Source organism: Cyanobium sp. FACHB-13342 (assembly GCF_014697415.1).
Classification (GTDB): Bacteria; Cyanobacteriota; Cyanobacteriia; order PCC-6307; family Cyanobiaceae; genus Cyanobium_A.
In genome coordinates, this window is record NZ_JACJRT010000009.1 from 65,508 (window position 1) to 84,199 (window position 18,692).

At 68.5% G+C, this 18,692-nt stretch carries 21 protein-coding genes; 10 read left to right on the top strand and 11 right to left on the bottom strand.

The features are described 5' to 3' along the window. Positions 1-36: 36 nt before the first annotated feature. The 5 genes from raiA to H6G16_RS08405 are packed head-to-tail and all read left to right on the top strand — an operon-like array spanning position 37 to position 4,682. A complete protein-coding gene (gene raiA, locus H6G16_RS08385) occupies positions 37-624 on the top strand; it encodes a ribosome-associated translation inhibitor RaiA (RefSeq protein ID WP_190389868.1) in 588 nt (195 codons plus the stop codon). After that, entirely contained in the window at positions 621-1,289 is a 669-nt protein-coding gene (gene deoC / locus H6G16_RS08390) for a deoxyribose-phosphate aldolase (RefSeq protein ID WP_190389869.1), read from the top strand. Before raiA ends, deoC begins: the two co-directional genes overlap by 4 nt. 8 nt (positions 1,290-1,297) lie before the next feature. After that, entirely contained in the window at positions 1,298-2,092 is a 795-nt protein-coding gene (gene recO / locus H6G16_RS08395; protein ID WP_190389870.1) for a DNA repair protein RecO, read from the top strand. A 25-nt stretch (positions 2,093-2,117) separates the two neighbouring features. Further along, a complete protein-coding gene (locus H6G16_RS08400; RefSeq protein ID WP_190389871.1) occupies positions 2,118-3,458 on the top strand; it encodes an MFS transporter in 1,341 nt (446 codons plus the stop codon). 27 nt (positions 3,459-3,485) lie between these two features. Continuing rightward, entirely contained in the window at positions 3,486-4,682 is a 1,197-nt protein-coding gene (locus H6G16_RS08405; protein WP_190389872.1) for a glycosyltransferase, read from the top strand. On the opposite strand, the gene H6G16_RS08410 is transcribed toward H6G16_RS08405, so the two are convergent. The 4 genes from H6G16_RS08410 to H6G16_RS08425 form a co-directional block, all read right to left on the bottom strand. Then, the gene (locus H6G16_RS08410) at positions 4,668-5,567 is read right to left on the bottom strand and encodes an oxaloacetate decarboxylase (protein WP_190389873.1); all 900 of its coding nucleotides are present in this window, start codon (positions 5,565-5,567) and stop codon (positions 4,668-4,670) included. The two genes, H6G16_RS08405 and H6G16_RS08410, sit on opposite strands and share 15 nt — an antisense overlap. Continuing rightward, positions 5,564-6,283: an orotidine-5'-phosphate decarboxylase gene (gene pyrF / locus H6G16_RS08415; protein WP_277874988.1), complete on the bottom strand. Its 720-nt coding sequence runs from the start codon at positions 6,281-6,283 to the stop codon at positions 5,564-5,566. Before pyrF ends, H6G16_RS08410 begins: the two co-directional genes overlap by 4 nt. A 133-nt stretch (positions 6,284-6,416) precedes the next feature. After that, the gene (tyrS, locus tag H6G16_RS08420; RefSeq protein WP_190389874.1) at positions 6,417-7,697 is read right to left on the bottom strand and encodes a tyrosine--tRNA ligase; all 1,281 of its coding nucleotides are present in this window, start codon (positions 7,695-7,697) and stop codon (positions 6,417-6,419) included. A gap of 47 nt (positions 7,698-7,744) precedes the next feature. Further along, complete coding sequence (locus tag H6G16_RS08425) at positions 7,745-8,068, bottom strand: DUF1825 family protein (protein WP_190389875.1); 324 nt, start codon at positions 8,066-8,068, stop codon at positions 7,745-7,747. A 116-nt stretch (positions 8,069-8,184) separates the two neighbouring features. Here H6G16_RS08425 and H6G16_RS08430 point away from each other — a divergent pair, with 116 nt between their 5' ends. Genes H6G16_RS08430 through H6G16_RS08450 form a run of 5 tightly spaced genes read left to right on the top strand, consistent with a single transcriptional unit; the run spans position 8,185 to position 12,060 of the window. Then, complete coding sequence (locus tag H6G16_RS08430) at positions 8,185-8,898, top strand: response regulator transcription factor (protein WP_190389876.1); 714 nt, start codon at positions 8,185-8,187, stop codon at positions 8,896-8,898. Between the two features lie 33 nt (positions 8,899-8,931). Further along, on the top strand, positions 8,932-9,621 hold the full coding sequence (locus tag H6G16_RS08435; RefSeq protein ID WP_190389877.1) for a hypothetical protein: 690 nt from the start codon (positions 8,932-8,934) through the stop codon (positions 9,619-9,621). A 4-nt stretch (positions 9,622-9,625) separates the two neighbouring features. Next, the gene (locus H6G16_RS08440; RefSeq protein ID WP_190389878.1) at positions 9,626-10,219 is read left to right on the top strand and encodes a GIY-YIG nuclease family protein; all 594 of its coding nucleotides are present in this window, start codon (positions 9,626-9,628) and stop codon (positions 10,217-10,219) included. 43 nt (positions 10,220-10,262) lie between these two features. Continuing rightward, positions 10,263-11,789, top strand: a complete 1,527-nt coding sequence (locus tag H6G16_RS08445) for a leucyl aminopeptidase (RefSeq protein ID WP_190389879.1) — start codon at positions 10,263-10,265, stop codon at positions 11,787-11,789. Positions 11,790-11,805: 16 nt separating this feature from the next. Continuing rightward, complete coding sequence (locus H6G16_RS08450) at positions 11,806-12,060, top strand: hypothetical protein (protein ID WP_190389880.1); 255 nt, start codon at positions 11,806-11,808, stop codon at positions 12,058-12,060. 7 nt (positions 12,061-12,067) lie between these two features. Here the strand turns inward: H6G16_RS08450 and H6G16_RS08455 are convergent, their stop codons facing one another. The 7 genes from H6G16_RS08455 to H6G16_RS08485 form a co-directional block, all read right to left on the bottom strand. Further along, on the bottom strand, positions 12,068-12,268 hold the full coding sequence (locus H6G16_RS08455; protein ID WP_190389881.1) for a hypothetical protein: 201 nt from the start codon (positions 12,266-12,268) through the stop codon (positions 12,068-12,070). A 176-nt stretch (positions 12,269-12,444) separates the two neighbouring features. Continuing rightward, positions 12,445-13,122, bottom strand: a complete 678-nt coding sequence (msrA, locus tag H6G16_RS08460; protein WP_190389882.1) for a peptide-methionine (S)-S-oxide reductase MsrA — start codon at positions 13,120-13,122, stop codon at positions 12,445-12,447. Then, a complete protein-coding gene (lpxB, locus tag H6G16_RS08465; protein WP_190389883.1) occupies positions 13,119-14,303 on the bottom strand; it encodes a lipid-A-disaccharide synthase in 1,185 nt (394 codons plus the stop codon). Before lpxB ends, msrA begins: the two co-directional genes overlap by 4 nt. Continuing rightward, positions 14,303-15,109, bottom strand: a complete 807-nt coding sequence (lpxA, locus tag H6G16_RS08470) for an acyl-ACP--UDP-N-acetylglucosamine O-acyltransferase (protein ID WP_190389884.1) — start codon at positions 15,107-15,109, stop codon at positions 14,303-14,305. Before lpxA ends, lpxB begins: the two co-directional genes overlap by 1 nt. Before the next feature lie 3 nt (positions 15,110-15,112). Next, complete coding sequence (fabZ, locus tag H6G16_RS08475; RefSeq protein ID WP_242036303.1) at positions 15,113-15,601, bottom strand: 3-hydroxyacyl-ACP dehydratase FabZ; 489 nt, start codon at positions 15,599-15,601, stop codon at positions 15,113-15,115. Next, a complete protein-coding gene (lpxC, locus tag H6G16_RS08480) occupies positions 15,601-16,476 on the bottom strand; it encodes a UDP-3-O-acyl-N-acetylglucosamine deacetylase (protein WP_347238837.1) in 876 nt (291 codons plus the stop codon). Before lpxC ends, fabZ begins: the two co-directional genes overlap by 1 nt. Further along, positions 16,476-18,671 carry a BamA/TamA family outer membrane protein gene (locus H6G16_RS08485; RefSeq protein WP_190389886.1) on the bottom strand — a complete coding sequence of 732 codons (2,196 nt, stop codon included), beginning with the start codon at positions 18,669-18,671 and terminating at the stop codon, positions 16,476-16,478. The genes lpxC and H6G16_RS08485 overlap by 1 nt, the downstream gene beginning before the upstream one ends. Between the last annotated feature and the right edge of the window lie 21 nt (positions 18,672-18,692).

Below are 18,692 nucleotides of genomic sequence, written 5' to 3' on the forward strand. Positions count from 1 at the left end.
TTGGGGCACCAGAACACCGGAGGCGGTTGCCATCTGATGAAACTGCTGATCCATGGCCGCAATCTTGACGTCACCCCGGCCATCCGGGAGTACACCGAAACCAAGCTGACCCGCGCCATCCACCACTTCGAAGGCCTCGTCAAGGAAGCCGATGTGCACCTCTCGGTGGCCCGCAACCCCCGGGTACCCCAGCAGACGGTGGAGGTCACGATGTTTGCCAACGGCACGGTGATCCGGGCCCAGGAGCGCAGTGACAACCTCTACGCCAGCATCGACCTGGTGGCCAGCAAGCTGAGCCGCCAGCTGCACCGCTACAAGGACCGCATCCAGGAGCAGAGCCAGGGGCCCGTGCACCGCTCCGCCCGCGACGAGGAGGCCGGCGCCGCCACCCTGCCGCCCCCCGGCAGCAGCCTGGTGGACGGCAAGGAACCGGAGCTGCCCAGCCGGGGCGTGCGGCGCAAGTACTTCCCCATGCCGCTGATGAGCCTCGATGACGCCCTGCACCAGCTGGAGCTGATCGACCACGACTTCTACGTGTTCCGCGATGCCGAGAGCGGCCAGATCCAGGTGGCGTACCACCGCAACCATGGCGGCTTTGGGGTGATCCAGGCCAAGGACGCGTGAGCGCCGACCGGCCCGACCTCAGCCCCCTGATCGACCACGCCCTGCTGGATCCCCACCAGGGCAGCACGGCCATCCGCCAGTGTTGCGAGGAGGCCCGCCACTTCGGCTTTGCCGGGGTGTGCGTGGCTTCCCGCTGGGTCGACAGCGCCCGGGAGCACCTCCCGCGCGAGGGGAAAGGCCCCAGCCCCAGCCTGATCGCCGTGGTGGGTTTTCCCTTTGGAGCGGTGCCGCCGGCCGTCAAACAGGCCGAAGCCGAGGCCGCTGCCGCTGCCGGGGCCGATGAACTCGATGTGGTGCCCGATTTCGGCTCCCTGGCGGATCGCCGCAGCACGCCGATCCACGACGAGCTGGCCGCCATCTGTGAGCTGGGCCTGCCGGTGAAGGTGATCCTCGAGGTGGGCCGGCTCGATCCCGAGGCCCTGGCCCTGCTGGTGGAGATCAGCATCGATGCCGGCGCCCGCTTCCTCAAGACCGGCAGCGGCTTCGGCCCAGCGGTGACGGTGGAGCAGGTGCAACACCTGCGGGAGCTGGCCCGGGGCCGGGCCGCCATCAAGGCCTCCGGTGGCATTGCCGACCTGAACCACGCCCTGGCCCTGGTGGAAGCGGGCGCCACCCGACTCGGCACCAGCCGTGGCGTGGCCCTGGCCCAGGCCCTGCGGAGCTGAGCGCAGCGGTGCCCGAACAGAGCCTGGAGGGCCTGGCCCTGAGCTGCAAACCCCTCGGTGAAAACGACCGCCTGCTCACCCTGTTGAGCGAGGACCAAGGGGTCATCCGGCTGGCGGTGCCGGGTGCGCGGCGGCCCCGCAGCAGCCTGGCCGCCGCCGTGCCCCTCAGCCACCTGCAGCTGCAAGTGGGCGGTCGCAGCGGCCTGCGGCGCGTGCGCCAACTGAGGGTGCTGCGCAGCTACAGCGGCCTGGCCCAGCAGCTGGAGGCCCTGGCCGCCGCCCAGGCCCTCAATGAACTTTGCCTGGCCCTGGTGCCCAGCGAATCCCCCGCCCCGGGGATGTTGGCCGACCTGCTGATGCAGCTGGGCCGTCTCGACGCCCTGGTGCGGGAACGGGGCTGCGACCTTGAGGCCCTGGCAATTGCGGTACAGGGCAGTGTCCATCTGCTCGCCCTCGGGGGCTACGCCTTGCCCCTGGGCTGCTGCGCCCGCAGCGGCGAACCGCTGGAGCCCCCCGTAGGCAACTGGGACTGGCGCTGCAGCCTCGTCCCCAGCGAGGGCCTGGTGATCGGCGGCCTGGCCGGAGCCCGGGTGGTGCTCAACGCCTCGGAACTGGCCCTGCTGCAACGGCTGCTGCGGCCCGACCTGCCCCGTCGGCGCGATGGCGAGCTGATGGGTCCGCTACCGGTGTGGCTGCACCTGCTCGACCTGGTGGAGCACTGGTGCCAGGAGCACCTTGAGCGCCGTCCCCGGTCCTTTCGGCTGCTGCGCTCCAGCTTCCCCACCGGGCTTGCGGCATCATGACGAGCCAGACGCGGCCCCGGCGAACTTGAGCGGCAGTTCCCACGCCACCGGCCTGCAAGGCGTTCTGGCCCTGCCGGATTTTCGGCGCCTCTGGCTGGGGCAGATCCTGTCCCAACTGGCCGACAAGTTCTACATCGTGTTGATGGTGTTCCTGATCGCCCAGACCTGGGTGCGGGGAACGCCCGAGGCCAATCCTGCCCTGGCCGAGGCCGCCTCGGCCATTCGCCTCGACCTGCCCGAAACCCGGGCCCAGATGATCACCCTGCTGGCCACGGGGATCTATGTGGCCAACACGATCCCGGCCATGGTGCTGGGCACGGTGGCCGGAGTGTGGGCCGACCGCTGGCCCAAGCGGGCCGTGATGGTGGCCTCCAACGCCCTGCGGGCCGGCCTGGTGCTGCTGGCACCCTTCTGCCTGGTGCAGGGGCCGGAGTGGCTCGGCCTGAGCTGGGGCTACTGGGGCTTGGTGCTGATGACCTTCCTGGAGTCGGTGCTCACCCAGTTCTTCGCCCCCGCCGAGCAGGCGGCCATTCCCCAGCTGGTGCCCGGCGATCAACTCCTGGCCGCCAATTCCCTTTACCAGGCCACCAGCATGGCGGCCACCATCGTGGGATTTGCCCTGGGCGATCCCATCCTGCGGCTGCTGCATCTGGCCCTGCAGCGGATCGGCATCGACGGTGGGGAATTTCTGCTGCTGCCCTTCTGTTACGGGATGGCGGCCGTGGCCATCAGCCGGATTCGCTGGCAGGAGGAGCCCCGACCACCCAGCCGAACCTCGGTGTGGCAGGAAATCGGCGAAGGGGTCCAGGTGCTGCGCGAGCGCCCCCGGGTGCGCAGCGCCATGGTGCAGCTGGTGCTGCTCTACAGCCTGCTGGCGGCCCTCTACGTGCTGGCCATCAGCCTGGCTTCGGCCATCCCCGGGCTGGGGCCCACCCAGTTCGGCACCCTGCTGGCGATGAGCGGCCTGGGGCTGGCCATCGGTGCCCTGGCTGTAGCCCAGCTGGGCCAGGGCCTCAACCGCCGTCACCTGGCCGCCACCGGACTGGGCACGATTGCCTGGAGCCTGGTGCTGCTGGGCCAGCTGCGCGGCAACCTCGTGTTCACCCTGCTGCTCTGCGCCGTGCTGGGGGTGGGCTCGGCCCTGCTGGCGATCCCCGCCCAGACCACGATCCAGGAGGAAACACCGGAGGAACTCCGGGGCAAGGTGTTCGGCCTGCAGAACAATCTGATCAACATCGCCCTGAGCCTGCCCCTGGTGCTGGCGGGCACGGTGGTGAGCCGCTACGGGTTGTTGCCGGTGCTGTGGGGGCTAGCCGCCATCGCCCTGATGGCCGCCCTACTAGAGCGCCCCTGGCAACGCTGTTAGCGTGGATCCCAGGACGCGCGAGCCCTGGTGGCCCACATTGCCTGGCTGGGCAAGAAAACCCCGTTCTGCGGCAACGTCACCTACGGACTGACCACCACCCATGCGCTGCGCAGCCGCGGCCACGGGATCAGCTTCATCCACTTCGATACACCGGCCGGCAGCCTGGGCCGTTCCGGCGAGGTGTTGCCAGAGGTTGAAAACCTCGGCGACAGCAATGGCGGGGGGCCAGAGGTTGCTCTGCCCTACCTGGTGAAATCCCAGGTGTACACGATTCCCTCCCTGGGGGCCCAGCGGGAGCTGCGCGAGTCCCTGGAGCGGCTCAAGCCCGACCTGGTGCACGCCAGCCTCACCCTCTCCCCCCTGGACTTCCGCCTGCCCGACCTCTGCCAGCAGCTGGGGCTGCCGGTGGTGGCGACCTTCCATCCCGCCTTTGACGCCAGCCTGCGCAACCTCACCGCCGGCACCCAGCAACTCACCTACCAGCTCTACGCCCCGACCCTGGCCAAATTCGACCGGGTGATCGTGTTCTCCGAGCTGCAGGCCGACGTCCTGCTGCGCCTGGGCGTGCGGGCCGAGCGGCTGGCGGTGATCCCCAACGGCGTCGACACCGACACCTGGCGTCCCGCCCCCGAGAGCCCGAGCCCCGAGTTGCAGGAGCTGCGCCAGCGCTTTGCCGGCCGGCGCGTGTTCCTTTACATGGGACGGGTGGCCACCGAGAAGAACGTGGAGGCCCTGATCAAGGCCTGGCGGCTCGTACGGCCGGCCGGTTGCACACTGGTGATCGTGGGCGATGGCCCCCTGCGCAGCGCCCTGCAGGCCACCGGAGACGAAGCCGACCTGGTGTGGTGGGGCTACGAGCCCAGCCTGGAGAGACGGGTGGCCTTCCAACAGCTGGCCGAAGTGTTCCTCCTGCCCTCCCTGGTGGAAGGACTGAGCCTGGCCCTGCTTGAGGCGATGGCCAGCGGCACCGCCTGCATCGCCACCGATGCCGGCGCCGACGGGGAAGTGCTCGAAGGGGGCGCCGGCATTGTGATCAGCACCCAGGGGGTCACCACCCAGCTGCGCACCCTGCTGCCGGTGCTGCGCGACCAGCCCGTCCTGACCGCCGAGCTGGGCCGCCGCGCCCGCCTGCGGGCGCTGGAGCGCTACACCCTGGCAGGCAACATCAACGCCCTCGAAGCCCTCTACGCCGAGCTGGTGCCCCAGGGTTCACTGGTCGCCTGACGCGGGTCCCCTGAACCCGGCCTGGCGGGCACGAATGGTGTCGAGCCCCACCAGCAGGGCATAGCGCTCGAAATCCAACATGCGGCCCTCGAAACCGGCACTGGTGCCGTGCAGGCGCAGGTGACGGGCCCAGTCCTGCAGGGCCTGGGCCGCCGTAAAGACCGAGCCACAGGGATGGGCCACCACCGCATAGCCCATCTCCTGCAGCGCCTCGGCCGTCAGCAGCGGAGTGCGCCCCCCTTCGATCAGGTTGGCCATGCTCGGTGTGCCCAGTTCGGCGAGCAGCTGGTTGGCAGACCGCATGGCCGCCTCGCTCTCCAGGGCTTCCACGAACACCAGATCGGCGCCAGCCTCCGCGTAGAGGCGGGCGCGGCGCAGCGCCTCGTCGAGGCCCAGCACGCCAGCGGCATCGGTGCGGGCCGTGATCACCAGATCGGGATCCTCCCGGGCCCAGAGGGCAGCCCGCAGCTTGGGCAGAAACTCCTCCACCGGCACCACCTGCTTGCCAGCCATGTGACCGCAACGCTTGGGATAGGTCTGGTCCTCGATGAACAGGGCCGCGGCTCCAGCGCGCTCCGCCTCCCGCACGGCACGAATGACGTTGTTGACATCGCCGAAGCCCGTATCCAGATCCACGAACACCGGGATCGCGACGGCCTGGCAAATCCGGCCATAGGCCTGCAGCATCTCGCTGGCGCTGAGCAGGCCGATATCGGGGGCCCCCAGCAGGCTGCCCGACAGCCCGTAGCCCGCGGCAGCAATCGCCTCGAAACCGGCTTGCTCCAGGATCCGGGCCGAAAGCCCGTCGTGGCAGCAGGGCATCTGCAGGATCTGGGGAGCCGCCAGCAGCTGGCGGAAGTGGGTGGTGGCACGCAACCGGCTCATGGCGGATCCAGCTCCCGGCAGCAGGCGGCAAAGGCTGCCGCCGGATCGGCTGCTGCCGTGATCGGCCGGCCGATCACCAACTGGCTGGCTCCTGCGGCCAGGGCCTGGGCCGGTGTGAGCACCCGCTGCTGATCCCCCAGGGCCGCCCCAGCGGGGCGGATGCCGGGGGTGACGAGCGCAAAGGGCTCGGGGTGGGCCGCCCGCAGGGCTGCCACTTCCAGGGGGGAGCAGACGCAGCCGCCAATGCCGGCAGCGGCCGCCAGCTGGGCCAGCCGTGGCACGTAGTCGGCCACGGGCTCACTGATCGCCAGTTCAGCAGCGAAGCGGGCCGGATCCCAGCTGGTGAGCACCGTCACCGCCAGCAGGGTAGGGGCCGGCAGGCCGGCCGCCGCGGCCGACTCCACCGCCGCCGCCTGGGCCGCCGCCAAGGCCTCGCGACCGGCGCAGGCATGCACCGTGATCAGCCCAGCCCCCAGGCGCGCCGCACTGCGGCAGGCGCCGGCCATGGTGGCCGGGATGTCGTGGAACTTGAGATCGAGGAACACCCGCTGGCCCTGATCGCGCAGCTGCTGCACCACGGCCGGCCCGCCGGCCACGAACAGCTCCAGGCCCACCTTCACCCAGCGCAGGGCTGGCACGGCCCGCGCGAAAGCCAGGGCCTGGGCGGGCGCCATGCCGTCGAGGGCGACGATGATCCGATCGGCAGGATCGAGCAAGGGCCGCTGACAGCTGGGGGGAAGGTTAGGAAGGGGGTCGCCCAGCCGACAGGGCGATGACCTTCTCCGAGCCCACTCCCCTGGCGCTGCGCCGATGGGGCGGCGGCGGATGGGGATCCGGAGCCCTTAGCCGTTAGCCCAGCACCAGCCGCCGGAAAGTCTTCTTGCCCAGCTGCAGCACCTTGCCGGCGAGGGCCTCGGGGCCGGCGAACTCCTGGTTGGGATCGGCCAGCTTCTCGCCGTCGAGCTTCACCCCACCCCCCTGGATCTGGCGCCGGGCCTCGCTGCTGCTGGCACAGAGGCCCACGGCACTGAGCAGATAGAAGGCCTTGGCCGGGAAATTCACCGCCGCCAGGGAGGCCTCAGGCACCTCGGCAGCGGCCGCCCCGGCACCCTGGGCACCGCCCACCAACGTGGCCGCATCGGCCTGGGCGGCGCAGGCGGCCTCCTCCCCATGGCGCTGGCGGGTGATCTCGAGGGCCATCGCCTTCTGGCGCTCGCGCGGATTGGCCGGCAGCGCCTCCAGGTCGAGGTTGGTCAGCAGGGTGAGGTAGTCCTCAACCACGCCGTCCGGCACCTTCTCGAGCTTGGAATACATCGAGAGGGGGTCGTCGCTGAGGCCCACCGTGTTGCCCAGGCTCTTGCTCATCTTCTGCACGCCATCGAGGCCCGGCAGGATCGGCAGCAACATCCCGAACTGGGGGCGCTGGCCGAAATGGCGCTGCAGATCGCGGCCCATGGCCACATTGAACTTCTGGTCGGTGCCGCCGAGTTCCAAATCGGCCCCGATGGCCACCGAGTCGTAGCCCTGCAGCAGCGGGTAGAGGAACTCGTGCAGGGAAATGGGCGTGCCGGAGCCGTAGCGGTTGGCGAAGTCTTCCTTGGCCAGCATCTGACCCACCGTGCTGGTGCCCAGCAGTTCGATCACCTTGGGCAGATCCAGGCCCGCCAACCATTCACTGTTGCGGCGCACCTCCAGCCGGCCGGGGGTGTGGAAATCGAGCAGGGCCCGCGCCGGATCCTGCCCCAGGCCCAGCTGGACGAGGTAGGTGTCCGCATTGGCCTCCACTTCGGCGGCACTGAGCTGCACCCGGGTGGCGCTCTTGCCCGTGGGATCGCCGATGCGGGCGGTGAAGTCGCCGATGATCAACACCGCCGTGTGGCCCGCATCCTGAAAGGCCCGCAGCTTGCGGAACAGGATCGAGTGACCCAGGTGGATGTCCGAGCCGGTGGGGTCGATGCCGAGCTTGACCCGCAACGGCACCCCCCGACGCTCGGCCTGGTCCAGCCGGGCACTGAGCTGTTGATCCGGATCAGCCGCGGCCGCACCGGCTGGGAACAGGTCGGCCATGCCCCGGACCAGCCAGGCCGGCAGGGAAGACGGTTGCGCTGCGGACGGTTGCGATCCGGTCATCAGCGCAGGTCCCCTGGGTGGCGATGTGGCGGGATCGTACGCAGCCGCTAAGCAGGCGCATCGAGCTGACCCTTCATCCGCTCCAGGGTCTGGTGCATCTGCTGGAACATGGTTTCGGGGGTCAGGCCGAACTGGCTGAGCTGGGTCCGCAGCTGCTCCACGGTGAGCTTGGCCTGGAAATCCTCGGAGAGTTCAAAGCGCTTCATGAACACCCGATAGCGCTCCATCATGTCTTCCATCTTTTCGATGTAGAGCTTTTTGCCCTCGCGATCGAACTTGCCGTACTCACCGCCGAGCTGCATCAGCTGCTGGTAGTCGCCGAACAGACGCTTGGCTTCGTCCTGAACGATCTCGGATTCAAAGAACGCCATGACCCTGGCAGCGTTGCGGTGGTCCGATTCTGGTGACCAAGGGCCGCTCTGGGGAGTGCGGATAGACGTAATCCCGCCAGCATGGGACCAGTGCTCGGTGCCGGTGAGCCCCAGCCATGGACTTCACGCCCAAGCTCGAGCAGCTCCGACGCAACACCGGCCAGATCCACAACCTGCTACGCGAAGCCCGGCTGGTGACCTGCCTGGGCAACCGGGCCCTGCTCAGTTTGTTTGTGGGTGCCCTGGTGGACCGGGACCAGCTGGTCGGGGCCGCCACCTGCGAAGCCGCAGGGCTGGCCCTGGTGGAGCGGCACCACCCCTCCATGGTGTTTTTGAGCGACACCCTGGAGCAGGGATCGGGGGTGGCCCTAGTGGAGACGATCAAACAACGCTGGCCCACCGTCCATACCCTGCTGCTGATCACCCAGGAGCACCGCCAGGCGGCGATCCAGCGCGCCATCGCGGCCGGCTGTGACGGCCTGCTGGTGGAGTCCCGCCTCGGCCTGGGCAGCGCCATGGCCGCCCTGCATGCCATCAGCGGCGGCGGCGTGTATGTCGACCGCAGCCTCACCGACCTGTTCCGCCAGGGTCCGGCCGGGCCGGGCCCGCTCGAAGCCCTGAGCGAGCGGGAGCGGGAGGTGCTGAGCCTGGTGGCCCGGGGCGACAGCAACGGCGAAATCGGCCAGCGGTTGTTTGTCACCGCTGACACGGTGAAAACCCACCTGCGCCATCTGAGCCGCAAGCTCCAGGCCCGCGACCGCACCCACGCCGCCGTGCTGGGCCTGCGCTGGGGCCTGATCGACTGGCCCGACCACGAAGACCCCCGCTAGGTTCAGTCGGATTTGATGCGGTGGCGCTCCGCCATGGCCCAGCGGCACTGGTTGGATCCCCTGGCCCGTCAGGTGCTGCGGGCCACTGGCCAGATTCCGGCACCCAGCCGCCAGCCCGCCCAGCCCTGCTGCGGTGATGCTCCCGCCGAAGCCAGCCACCGGGAGCACGTCGAGCGGGATCTGCTGGCCCTGAAACTCCAACAGGACCCGAACCTCCGCCTGGAGGACGCCGCAGCCGTGGAGCGCGCCGCCGCCCTGGGTTGGCGTCTCGACGTGAACCGCGCCACCGCCACCGACTGGCTGCGACTGCCCGGCCTGGAGCCGGCCCAGGTGGACCTGCTGCTGCGGCTCCAAGCCGGCGGCGTCCAGCTGAGCGGCAGCGACGACCTACAACGGGTGCTGGAACTGCCCGAGGCCGTGGTGCGGACCTGGCTGCCCCTGCTGGAGTTCCGCTGGTACGGCGAGCCCGCCCTGACGGCAGGTCCCCCCAGCCGGATCGATCTGAACCGGGCCCCGGCCCGGGAGCTGGAGCGCCTGGGCCTGGGCCCGGAACGGCTCAACCGCCTGCTGCGGGAGCGGGGGCGCGGCCCCTTCCAGGATTTGGCCGACCTGCAGCAGCGGCTGCAGTTGCCCGCCGCGCTGGTGGAGAGCTGGATCGGCCGGGTCCAGTTCCGGCCGGGCCCGGCCGGACCGGTGTTGCCACCCGCCGCCAGGGACCGCTAGGGCCATGGCACGCCAGGGGGAACTGTTCGGCCCATCGGCCCTCGCACACGCCAGCGAGAACGGCACCCGGGAGCTGCCGCTCCTGGCCCACCAGCTGCTGGAGTGGCAGGCCCGCCTGGCCGCCCACCAGCACCCCCTGCTGGGCGAGCAGGGCGACACCCCGCAGCAGGGCTCCCTGTTCGGCGAAGCCGGTCCAGCCACCGGGGGGCAGAGCGAGCCGCCCAACCCGCTGCTGCTGCGGCCCCAACCCCTGTCCTTCTGGCGCTGGCCCACCGCCCCCCAGCGGGGCGCAGCGCTCTATTTCGTGGCGGACCGCCCCACCAACCTCGACCAGCCCCTGCTCCTCTACGTCGGGGAGACGGGCCGGGCCGACCAGCGCTGGAAGGGGGAGCACGACTGCAAGGCCTACCTGGCGGCCTACAGCGAGGCGCTGCTGGCTGCTGGCCTCACCTGCCAGCTGAGCATCCGCTTCTGGCTGGATGCACCCGAGGCCACCCGGCCGCGGCGGGCCCTCGAGCAGGCCCTGATCCAGCGCTGGCTCCCGCCCTTCAACAAGGAAACCCGCAGCCGCTGGGCCACGCCCTTCCAGGCGGAGTGAACCTGAGCACCCTGGCTACGATCGCGCCACCCCCGGCCGGCCCATGGAGTTTCGCTGCATCCCCGACACCCTGCCCACGGTTCTGGACCAGTGGGACGGGGATTGCCTGGCCGTCGGTCTCTTCGCCGACGGCGACACCCCCGCAGCCGGGCAAGCCGAGCCGGTCCAGCTGGCCCAGCTGGCGGCCTGCCTTGACCCGTCGCTCCCGGGGCGGCTAGAGCAACGGCGCTTCAAGGCCAAGCCAGGCAGCTGCCTGAGCCTGGAGCGCCTCGACGGCACCCCCCAGACCCTGATCCTGGTGGGTCTGGGGGCCCCGGCCGACTTTGACCTCGCCGGCCTGCGCCAGGCCTGTGCCGCCGCCAGCCAGGCCGCCGCCACCGCCGGAGCCCGCCATCTCGGCCTGGCCATGCCGCTGGCGGGGCTGGATGGCAGCGCGGCAGCGCGGACCATGGCCGAGGCGGCCCGCCTGGCCCTGTTCAGTGACCAGCGCTTCAAGGGAGAACCCGAGCCCCGCAACCTGCCCGAGACGGTCAGCCTGATCGGCCTGACCGAGGATGGCCAGCCCTCCCTGGCGGCGGTCTCGGCCACCTGCGCTGGTGTGGAACTGGCCCGGGAGCTGGTGGCCGCCCCACCCAACGTGGCCACCCCCCAGCACCTGGCCGACACTGCCGCCGCCCTCGCCCGCGACTTCGGCCTGGAGCTCACGGTGCTGGAACGGGCCGACTGCGAAGCCCTCGGCATGGGCTCCTACCTGGCCGTGGCCCAGGGTTCCGATCTGGCCCCGAAATTCATCCACCTCACCTACCGGCCAGCCGGAACCGCCACGCGCCGGCTGGTGCTGGTGGGCAAGGGCCTCACCTTTGATTCCGGCGGCTACAACCTCAAGACCGCCGGCTCCCAGATCGAGATGATGAAGTACGACATGGGCGGCAGCGCGGCGGTGCTGGGGGCCATGCGCGCCATCGCCGAGCTGAAGCCCGCTGGCGTGGAGGTGCACATGATCGTGGCCGCCTGCGAAAACATGATCAGCGGCGGGGCCATCCACCCCGGCGCGATCGTGACCGCCTCCAACGGCAAGACCATCGAAATCAACAACACCGATGCCGAAGGGCGGCTCACGCTGGCCGATGCCCTGGTGTACGCCTGCAAGCTCGAACCCGATGCAGTGGTGGATTTGGCCACCCTCACCGGCGCCTGCGTGATCGCCCTGGGCGAGGAGATGGCAGGCCTGTGGTCCAACAACGACGGGCTGGCCGATGCCCTGCTGGGCGCGGCCGAGGCCGAGGGCGAAGGCCTCTGGCGCATGCCCCTGCGGTCCTCCTACAAGGCCGGGCTGAAAAGCCCCTACGCCGACCTCAAGAACACCGGGCCCCGGCCCGGAGGCTCCATCACCGCAGCCCTCTTCCTGCAGGACTTCGTCACCCCGAAGCTGCCCTGGGCCCACCTCGACATCGCCGGCACCGTCTGGAGCGACAAGGGCCGCGGCCAGGATCCCGCCGGCGCCACCGGCTTCGGCGTGCGCACCCTGGTGCATTGGGTGTGTTCGGGCGGCCTAGGTTTGGAGTCCTGACGCCTTCGCTTCGTCCATGGCCGTTCAGAAGATTCGCTGGTACGTCAAAGCCCAGCTCGGCGTGTTGCTGCTGCCGGCCGGGCTGTGCCTCTTCGGCGAAGCGGTGATCCGCAAAGGGATCCAGGTGCTGGCGGCCTCCGGCACGGTGGAAACGCTCACCAAGCCCGGGCCCTGGTTCTGGTACGGCACCTTCGGCCTGATCCTGATCAATGCGGGCGTCGGCCTGATGATCGAAAGCGGCCTGCTGCGGGGCTACCCCGGCCGCAACTGAGGCGACCTCAGGCCGCCACACCCTGCCGCACGGCTCCGGCCAGGCTGGCCATCACCTCGGCGGGCGATTCCAGGGCATGGATCTGCCAGCGCGCCCGCTCCCCGCAGAGGGGCAACAACCGATCCAGATCGTCCGCAGCCTGCTTCGGACTCCCGTAGGGCCCGATATGGCGGGTCTGCAGACCGTCGCGAATGGTCAGCAGATACATACAGGGAAGCACTCGGTGGCAGCCCTCACGCTAAGGAATCCTCCTGGACCTGGGAAGGTCGGAAATCCGCTCCATCACTGCCATTTGGAGCTTCCAACTGGCACCAACTCTTCAACTTTTCATCGGAATTGCCGGGATTTCAGGTGCGGCAGCGCTCCCCGGGCCCAGGCCTTCGGTCAGGACTTCCTGCCGGAGTCCCAAGCGGTGGAGCTGCGGGCTCGCCTTCCCCAGACCGCATCAAGCCGCCGATCCCGGCCGCAGGCCCAGCGGTAGTAGGTGTATTTGACGCTGTTGCGGTCGGCGTAGTTCTGGTGATAGCCCTCAGCGGGCCAGAAACGCTTCAGGGGCTTGATCTGAACCTTCAGAGCCGCCCTGTCCCGCCCCAGTTCAGTGGCCGCCGCAGCCAGGCTCGCCTGGGCCTGGGTTTGCTGGCTAGCCCCGCTGGTGAAGATCACCGGCCGGTAGGAACTGCCGCGATCGCAAAACTGGCCGCCCCCATCGAGGGGATCGATGTTGCGCCAGTAGGAGCGCAGCAGGGTTGCGTAACTGATCCGGTCAGGGTCGAAGCGCACCTGCACCACCTCCTGGTGGCCGGTCCCCCCGGCCGACACCTGGCCATAGGTCGGCTGCTCAAGGGAGCCGCCGCTGTAGCCACTCTGGACATCAAGCACTCCGGGCAGGCTTTCAAGGTCGTGCTCCAGGCACCAGAAACAGCCCCCCGCCAACACGGCGTCCTGGGTCGGGGCCGCCCAGGCTGCCGCAGGCACCAGGCTGAACAGCAACAGCCCACTGAGCACGACAGCCAGCATCCAACGCTGAAGCGAGGAGCCCAGGGACTGGCCGCGCCGGCTCATCGCGCCTCCAACACTTGGTCAAAGATGGCGCAGGCCGCCCGCTGGGTGACACCGGGCTCGCCCAGCTCGAGCCGCAGCCGGCGGTAACCCTCGAGCATGGTGTGCCGCGGTGCGCTGGCCTGATCGAGCAGGGGCAGGGCCTCCCGCACAATCGCCGCGGCCGAGAGGTCCTCCTGCAGCAGCTCGGGCACCAGGCGCTCCCCCAACACCAGATTCACCGGAGAGATATGGGGCACGCTGAACCGCAGGATGTGGCGAGCCACAAAGGCCGTGGCCCGGCTGACGCGGTACACCACCACCTGGGGCACCCCCCGTAGGGCGAGTTCCAGGTTCACCGTGCCGGATTTGGCCAGGGCCAGATCGGCCGCTGCGCAGAGGCAGGCCTTGAGCTGGTCGGAATCGGCGGCGGGAATGATCTCGGCGCGCACCCCTGCTTCGCTCAACTGTCGCGACAGGTGGGCTTCAAAGCCTGGCAGGCCCGCCGGCACCACCACCTGGAGCTCGGGCCGCTGGCGTTGCAACTCCGCAGCAGCCGCGACGATATGGGGCAGCATGTAGCGGATTTCCTGGCGGCGCGAGGCCGGCATCAGCAACAGCACCGGGGCATCGCGGAGGCCCAGTTGGCGCAGGGCCTCCTGGCGACTGGGCAGCTGGCCGATCGTGTCCAACAGCGGATGGCCCACGTAGGTGACGTTGGCACCCCGGCAGCGGTAAAAGCGGGCCTCCTCCTGGAAGATGGCCAGGATCTGATTGGTGAAGCTGATCAGATTGGAGCGGCCGCCGTTGCCGAATTTGAAGGCCCACTCCTGGGGAGCGATGTAATAGGTGACCGGCACCCGCGGAAACTTGCGCTTGAGCCGCAGGCCCAGGCTCACGTTGGGGCCCATGTAGTCGATCAGCACCACCCCATCAGGGGGATCACTGCGGAACCAGCGCTTGAGCCGACGCTGCAGCTTCAGGGTGGGCAAGACAAAGGGAATGGCCTCCAGCAGGCCGATGGCCCCCATGCGGGTGGTGTTGGCGAGCAGCTCGGCCCCAGCCCGCTCCATCCGCTCGCCGCCCAGGGCCACGATCTCGAGATCCAGCTGCCGGCGCCTGGCCTCCTGGTGCAGGGCCCGGACCAGCAGAGCCCCCTGGAGGTCCCCCGACACCTCCCCCGTGCTGACCAGCAGACGCAGCATCAGCGCGCCCCCGGGATCGGGCCACGGCGGGAGGGGCCCAGGGAGGCTTCCAGAAAAGCGCAAAGTTGGTCAGCGGCACCCTGCAGCGGCTGGCTGCGGAGTTGGCTGAGGGCCTCGGCCAGGGTGAGCCCACGGCGATACAGGAGGCTCCAGGCCTGCTTGAGCTCCTCAAACTGCTGACCGCCGTCGAGGTCGACCAGACCACTGCGCCGCAGACCGATCTTGTTCAGGGCGCGCACCCGGGACGGGTGACCTTCCACCATCGTGAACGGAGGCACATCCCGCTCGATGCGGCTCATCCCCCCCACCATGGCCAGGGTGCCGATGTGCACGAACTGATGGATGCCGAGCACCCCGCCGATCACGGCCCGATCGCCGATCACCACATGGCCCGCCACCGCCACCCCATTGGCGATGACGATCCGGTCGCCCAGTTCACAGTTGTGGCCAAGGTGGCTGTAGGCCATCAGCAGGTTGCCGCTGCCGAGCCGGGTCTGCTGATGGCCCGTGGTGGCGCGGTTGATGGTGACGCACTCCCGAATGGTGTTGTCGTCGCCCAGCACCACTTCGGTGGGATCCCCGGTGTATTTGAGGTCCTGGGGCTCCAGGCCGATGCAGGCCCCCGGAAAAATGCGATTGCCGCTGCCCATGCGCACGCGCCCATCGAGCACCACATGGGGACCGATGCGGCAGCCCGGACCGATCTCCACCTCCGGACCAATCACGGCATAGGGACCCACTTCAACCCCTTCCGCCAGCTGGGCCCTGGGATCGATGACGGCGGTGGCATGGATGGTCGTCGCCATCGATCAGTCCACCAGGGAGAACATCAGCTCACCGGAGCAGACCAGTTGGCCATCAACGGTGGCCTCGGCCTTGACCTTGCCGAAGCGCTGGCGCTTGAGGCTGAGCAGTTCACAGCTGATCAGCAGTTGGTCACCGGGCACCACCGGGCGACGGAAACGCACCCCATCGATCCCGGCAAACACGAACAGCCCCTTGGGCAGATCGGGCATCTGGGTGACGATCAGTCCACCCACCTGGGCCATCGCCTCGACGATCAACACCCCTGGCATCAGGGGACGTCCAGGGAAATGGCCCTGAAAGTGGGGTTCGTTGATGGTGACGTTCTTGATCGCGACGGCCCGTTTGCCCGGCTCATGCGCGATGACCCGATCCACCAGCGCAAATGGATAGCGATGGGGCAGCAGGCCCTGGATCTGCTCCGTGGTGAGCAGCACCGGGCTGGGAGCGCCGGGGCTGGAAGACGGGGGGGAACTGGGCTCGGACAAGGGCATCAACCGGATGGGGGGCAGACAGGGGTTGGAGCTTCGGGCAGGCCCGAAAGAGCTGCCGCCAGGGATGTGTGAAGCCCGTGGGAGCCGCGGTAAGCGAAGACCTGGGCCCGTGGCAGGCCGACGAGGGCAAGATCCCCCAACAAGTCGAGGATTTTATGGCGCACTGGTTCCTCGGCAAACCGCAGGGGCGGATTGAGCCACTGATCACCGTCACACACCAGGGCATTCTCCAGGCAGCCCCCCTGGATCAGGCCCGCCTCCCGCAACTGATCCACCTGGGAGCGCAGGCCAAACGTGCGGGCCGGGGCGATCTCGGCCACGAATTGGCGGGGAGAGAGATCAAGGCTGAACAGCTGACGGCCAATGGCCGCCTCAGCGAATTCAATGGCCGCCCCCAGGCGTAGGCCCTCATAGGGGAGGGCTGTGGCGAAGCTGGCGCCACTGCTCACCGTGATGGGTTGCGCCAAGGCGAGCCCCCCGGATGGCCCGGGCAAGGCCTCAAGCCCAGCCTCAGCCAGGGCCTCCACCCAGGGCAGGGCCGAGCCATCCAGCAAGGGAATCTCCTCGCCAGTCACCAGGATCTCGGCCTGGGTCACGCCGGTACCCGCCAAGGCCGCCAGCAGGTGCTCCACCGTGGCCAAACGGCGCTGATCGAGCTGGAGGGCCGTGCAGAGGCGGGTATCCCGCACCTGGGCAGGGGTAAGCCGGCAGAGGGGCAACTCAGGAGCATCCAACCAACCCACCCAGTAGCCAGGCCGCTCCGAGGGCTGGAGGCGAACCCGGGACTCGGCGCCGCTGTGCAGTCCCACACCCCGCCGTTCCACGGAGGCATGGAGGGTCCACGCCCCGGTGTAATCAGTGGGCCAGGGCATCACTAGAACTTCCAGCCCACACCCAGGTTGAAGCGCCAGTCGCTGGTGAAGTCTTGGGTGGCGGCCTCGAGCCGCAGGGGGCCCACCGGGGTGGTGACGATCAAACCAATCCCGGGGGAGTAGCCCTCGCCCTTCTTGCCCAGCAGCCCGCCGGGGTTGCCAGGAATATCGCCTTGGGTGCCAAAGGTGGTACCCGCGTCAAAGAAAACTTCGCCGCTAATAATGCTGAAGATCGGGAAGCGATATTCGATCGTCGCCTCAGCGAAGCTCTTGCCCACGCCTAGGTCGCAGTCGTAATAACCCCGAACCGAATTACCACCACCCAAGCAAAATGCTTCATAGGGGGGAATCTCGCTGCCGATCATACTGCCGGCGGATACCTGGAAAGCGAGGGCTTGCTTGCAATCTTTGGTTTCGCCTGGCTTGGGGCGGCACCCCTTGAAGATCTTGAGCCACTCCACCGGGATGTAGTGGGTAAAGCTGCCGCGGAGGCGATTGAAGGTGGGAGAGTTTTCACCGACGGAAATGAACTGTTCGGTGCCCAAACTCAAGAAATTGCCCTTGGTGGGATTGCGAGGGTCGTTCAGCGTGCTGTAGGTAGCACCGACTCGAAAACTCACCAATTGGTTTTCCGAGGCGCAATTGTAGGCCAGGCAAATCACCTGATTACTCGGCACGGTATCGGGTGAGCTGGTTGCTCCCACCACCCCGTAGGAGTACTTGCTTCCCGAGAAATCCATCGGGGTGACTTCTTGCCCTCCGAAGGACAGGATCAGGTTCCAGGGGGCTTTCTTGTAGGGGTTGCCGCCATTGAGGGGCCGCACAAATTGGACGTTGGCACCGATGCGCTGAATCGCCACGGTGTCGAAATTGGTCGTGACGGTTTCCGTACCGTTGTTATTGACGGTGCGACTGGTGACCACATCAAAGTCGGCCCCATCAAAATTCTGCAGCTCGTAGGTGAAGGAGTTGTTCTCATTCTGGAACAACTGGGGCACCTCACGACTGAAGAAGACGCGAGCCCGGAACGAAGTGCGGTACTTGTTATCCTTGATCCAGGGATCGGTGAAGGTGATGTCCCCAAGGCCGCCGTACTGGCCGTAGGAGATGTTGGTGCCCAGATCCCAGGCACGACCGAAGAGGTTGCTGTCCTGCAGCTGGATCTGACCGAACACCCCCTGGCTCTGGCTGTAGCCGAGACCACCGGAGAGAGAGCCGCTTGACTGCTCGACAATGCCAAGAACAATCACCACTTTGCCGGGCTCGGCCGGCACCGGCTTCAGGGTCACCTTGACATCGCTGAACAGGCCGGTGCCATAGATGCGCTTGATGTCCTCCTCCAGTTCCCGCCGGTTGAACACCTGACCAGGACGCAGGGAGACCTCCCGGGTCACCACCCAGGGTTTGGTCTTGCCCCGGATCGGCTCACCCTTGTCATTGGTGGTCGAACCCTCCTTGTTGAGGAACTGCACTTCCACCCCTTCCACCGTGCCCTGACGCACCAACAGCTCCACCACCCCGTCGGGACTGACCCGACTGGGGCCGGTGACCCGGGCCAGGGAATAGCCCTGATCGGCATACCAGCGCTGCAACTCCTGCATGCGGGTCTGCAGGGTGTTGAGGTTCAGAGTCTTGCCGTAATCCGCCACGAAGGTGTCCTGCACCACCTGCTCGGGCAATTTGAGATCGGCCGGGTCGAGCTTGACCTGCTGGAGCACGGGGTTGGCCACCACCACCACCACCAGGCGCACGCCCAGGGGACCGTCAACGGGCTGGATCCGCACATCGGAGAACCAACCGCTGGCATAGATCGCCGAGAGGTCGGTCTGCAGCTCGGTGCGGGTCACCCGCGAACCCGGGGTTGCGGCCATGGCGGCGTAGGCCGCCAACTCCAGCCGCTCCCGCTCCGGGTGATCCTGGAGCCCTTCAATCACCACCTCGGCGATCAACACCTTGGGCTCAGCCTTGGCCGCGGGCTCAGGGGTTGGGGCGGGGGCAGGGGCGGGCGCCTGGGTGGGGGGGGGCTGGCCTGATGGGGGGCTGACCGGGTCGGCCAGAGGGTTGTCGACCTGCTCGGAAACGGGCTTCTCGGAGGCGGGCGCCGGGCCGCCAGCGGGCTGGGCCAGGGCAGGGGCTGCCGAGAGCAGGGCAGCACCCACGAGGGGCCATGCGGCCTTCAAACCCAGCAAGCCAGCCATGAGGAAGGGGGGCGGAGCGGA

Coding starts and splice junctions, on each gene's coding strand:
- raiA (WP_190389868.1), top strand. CDS start 37: ATGAAACTGCTGATCCATGGCCGCAATCTTGACGTCACCCCGGCCATC.
- H6G16_RS08410 (WP_190389873.1), bottom strand. CDS start 5,567: ATGAGCCGGTTGCGTGCCACCACCCACTTCCGCCAGCTGCTGGCGGCT.
- tyrS (WP_190389874.1), bottom strand. CDS start 7,697: ATGACCGGATCGCAACCGTCCGCAGCGCAACCGTCTTCCCTGCCGGCC.
- H6G16_RS08425 (WP_190389875.1), bottom strand. CDS start 8,068: ATGGCGTTCTTTGAATCCGAGATCGTTCAGGACGAAGCCAAGCGTCTG.
- H6G16_RS08430 (WP_190389876.1), top strand. CDS start 8,185: ATGGACTTCACGCCCAAGCTCGAGCAGCTCCGACGCAACACCGGCCAG.
- H6G16_RS08435 (WP_190389877.1), top strand. CDS start 8,932: ATGGCCCAGCGGCACTGGTTGGATCCCCTGGCCCGTCAGGTGCTGCGG.
- H6G16_RS08440 (WP_190389878.1), top strand. CDS start 9,626: ATGGCACGCCAGGGGGAACTGTTCGGCCCATCGGCCCTCGCACACGCC.
- H6G16_RS08445 (WP_190389879.1), top strand. CDS start 10,263: ATGGAGTTTCGCTGCATCCCCGACACCCTGCCCACGGTTCTGGACCAG.
- H6G16_RS08450 (WP_190389880.1), top strand. CDS start 11,806: ATGGCCGTTCAGAAGATTCGCTGGTACGTCAAAGCCCAGCTCGGCGTG.
- H6G16_RS08455 (WP_190389881.1), bottom strand. CDS start 12,268: ATGTATCTGCTGACCATTCGCGACGGTCTGCAGACCCGCCATATCGGG.
- msrA (WP_190389882.1), bottom strand. CDS start 13,122: ATGAGCCGGCGCGGCCAGTCCCTGGGCTCCTCGCTTCAGCGTTGGATG.
- lpxB (WP_190389883.1), bottom strand. CDS start 14,303: ATGCTGCGTCTGCTGGTCAGCACGGGGGAGGTGTCGGGGGACCTCCAG.
- lpxA (WP_190389884.1), bottom strand. CDS start 15,109: ATGGCGACGACCATCCATGCCACCGCCGTCATCGATCCCAGGGCCCAG.
- fabZ (WP_242036303.1), bottom strand. CDS start 15,601: ATGCCCTTGTCCGAGCCCAGTTCCCCCCCGTCTTCCAGCCCCGGCGCT.
- H6G16_RS08485 (WP_190389886.1), bottom strand. CDS start 18,671: ATGGCTGGCTTGCTGGGTTTGAAGGCCGCATGGCCCCTCGTGGGTGCT.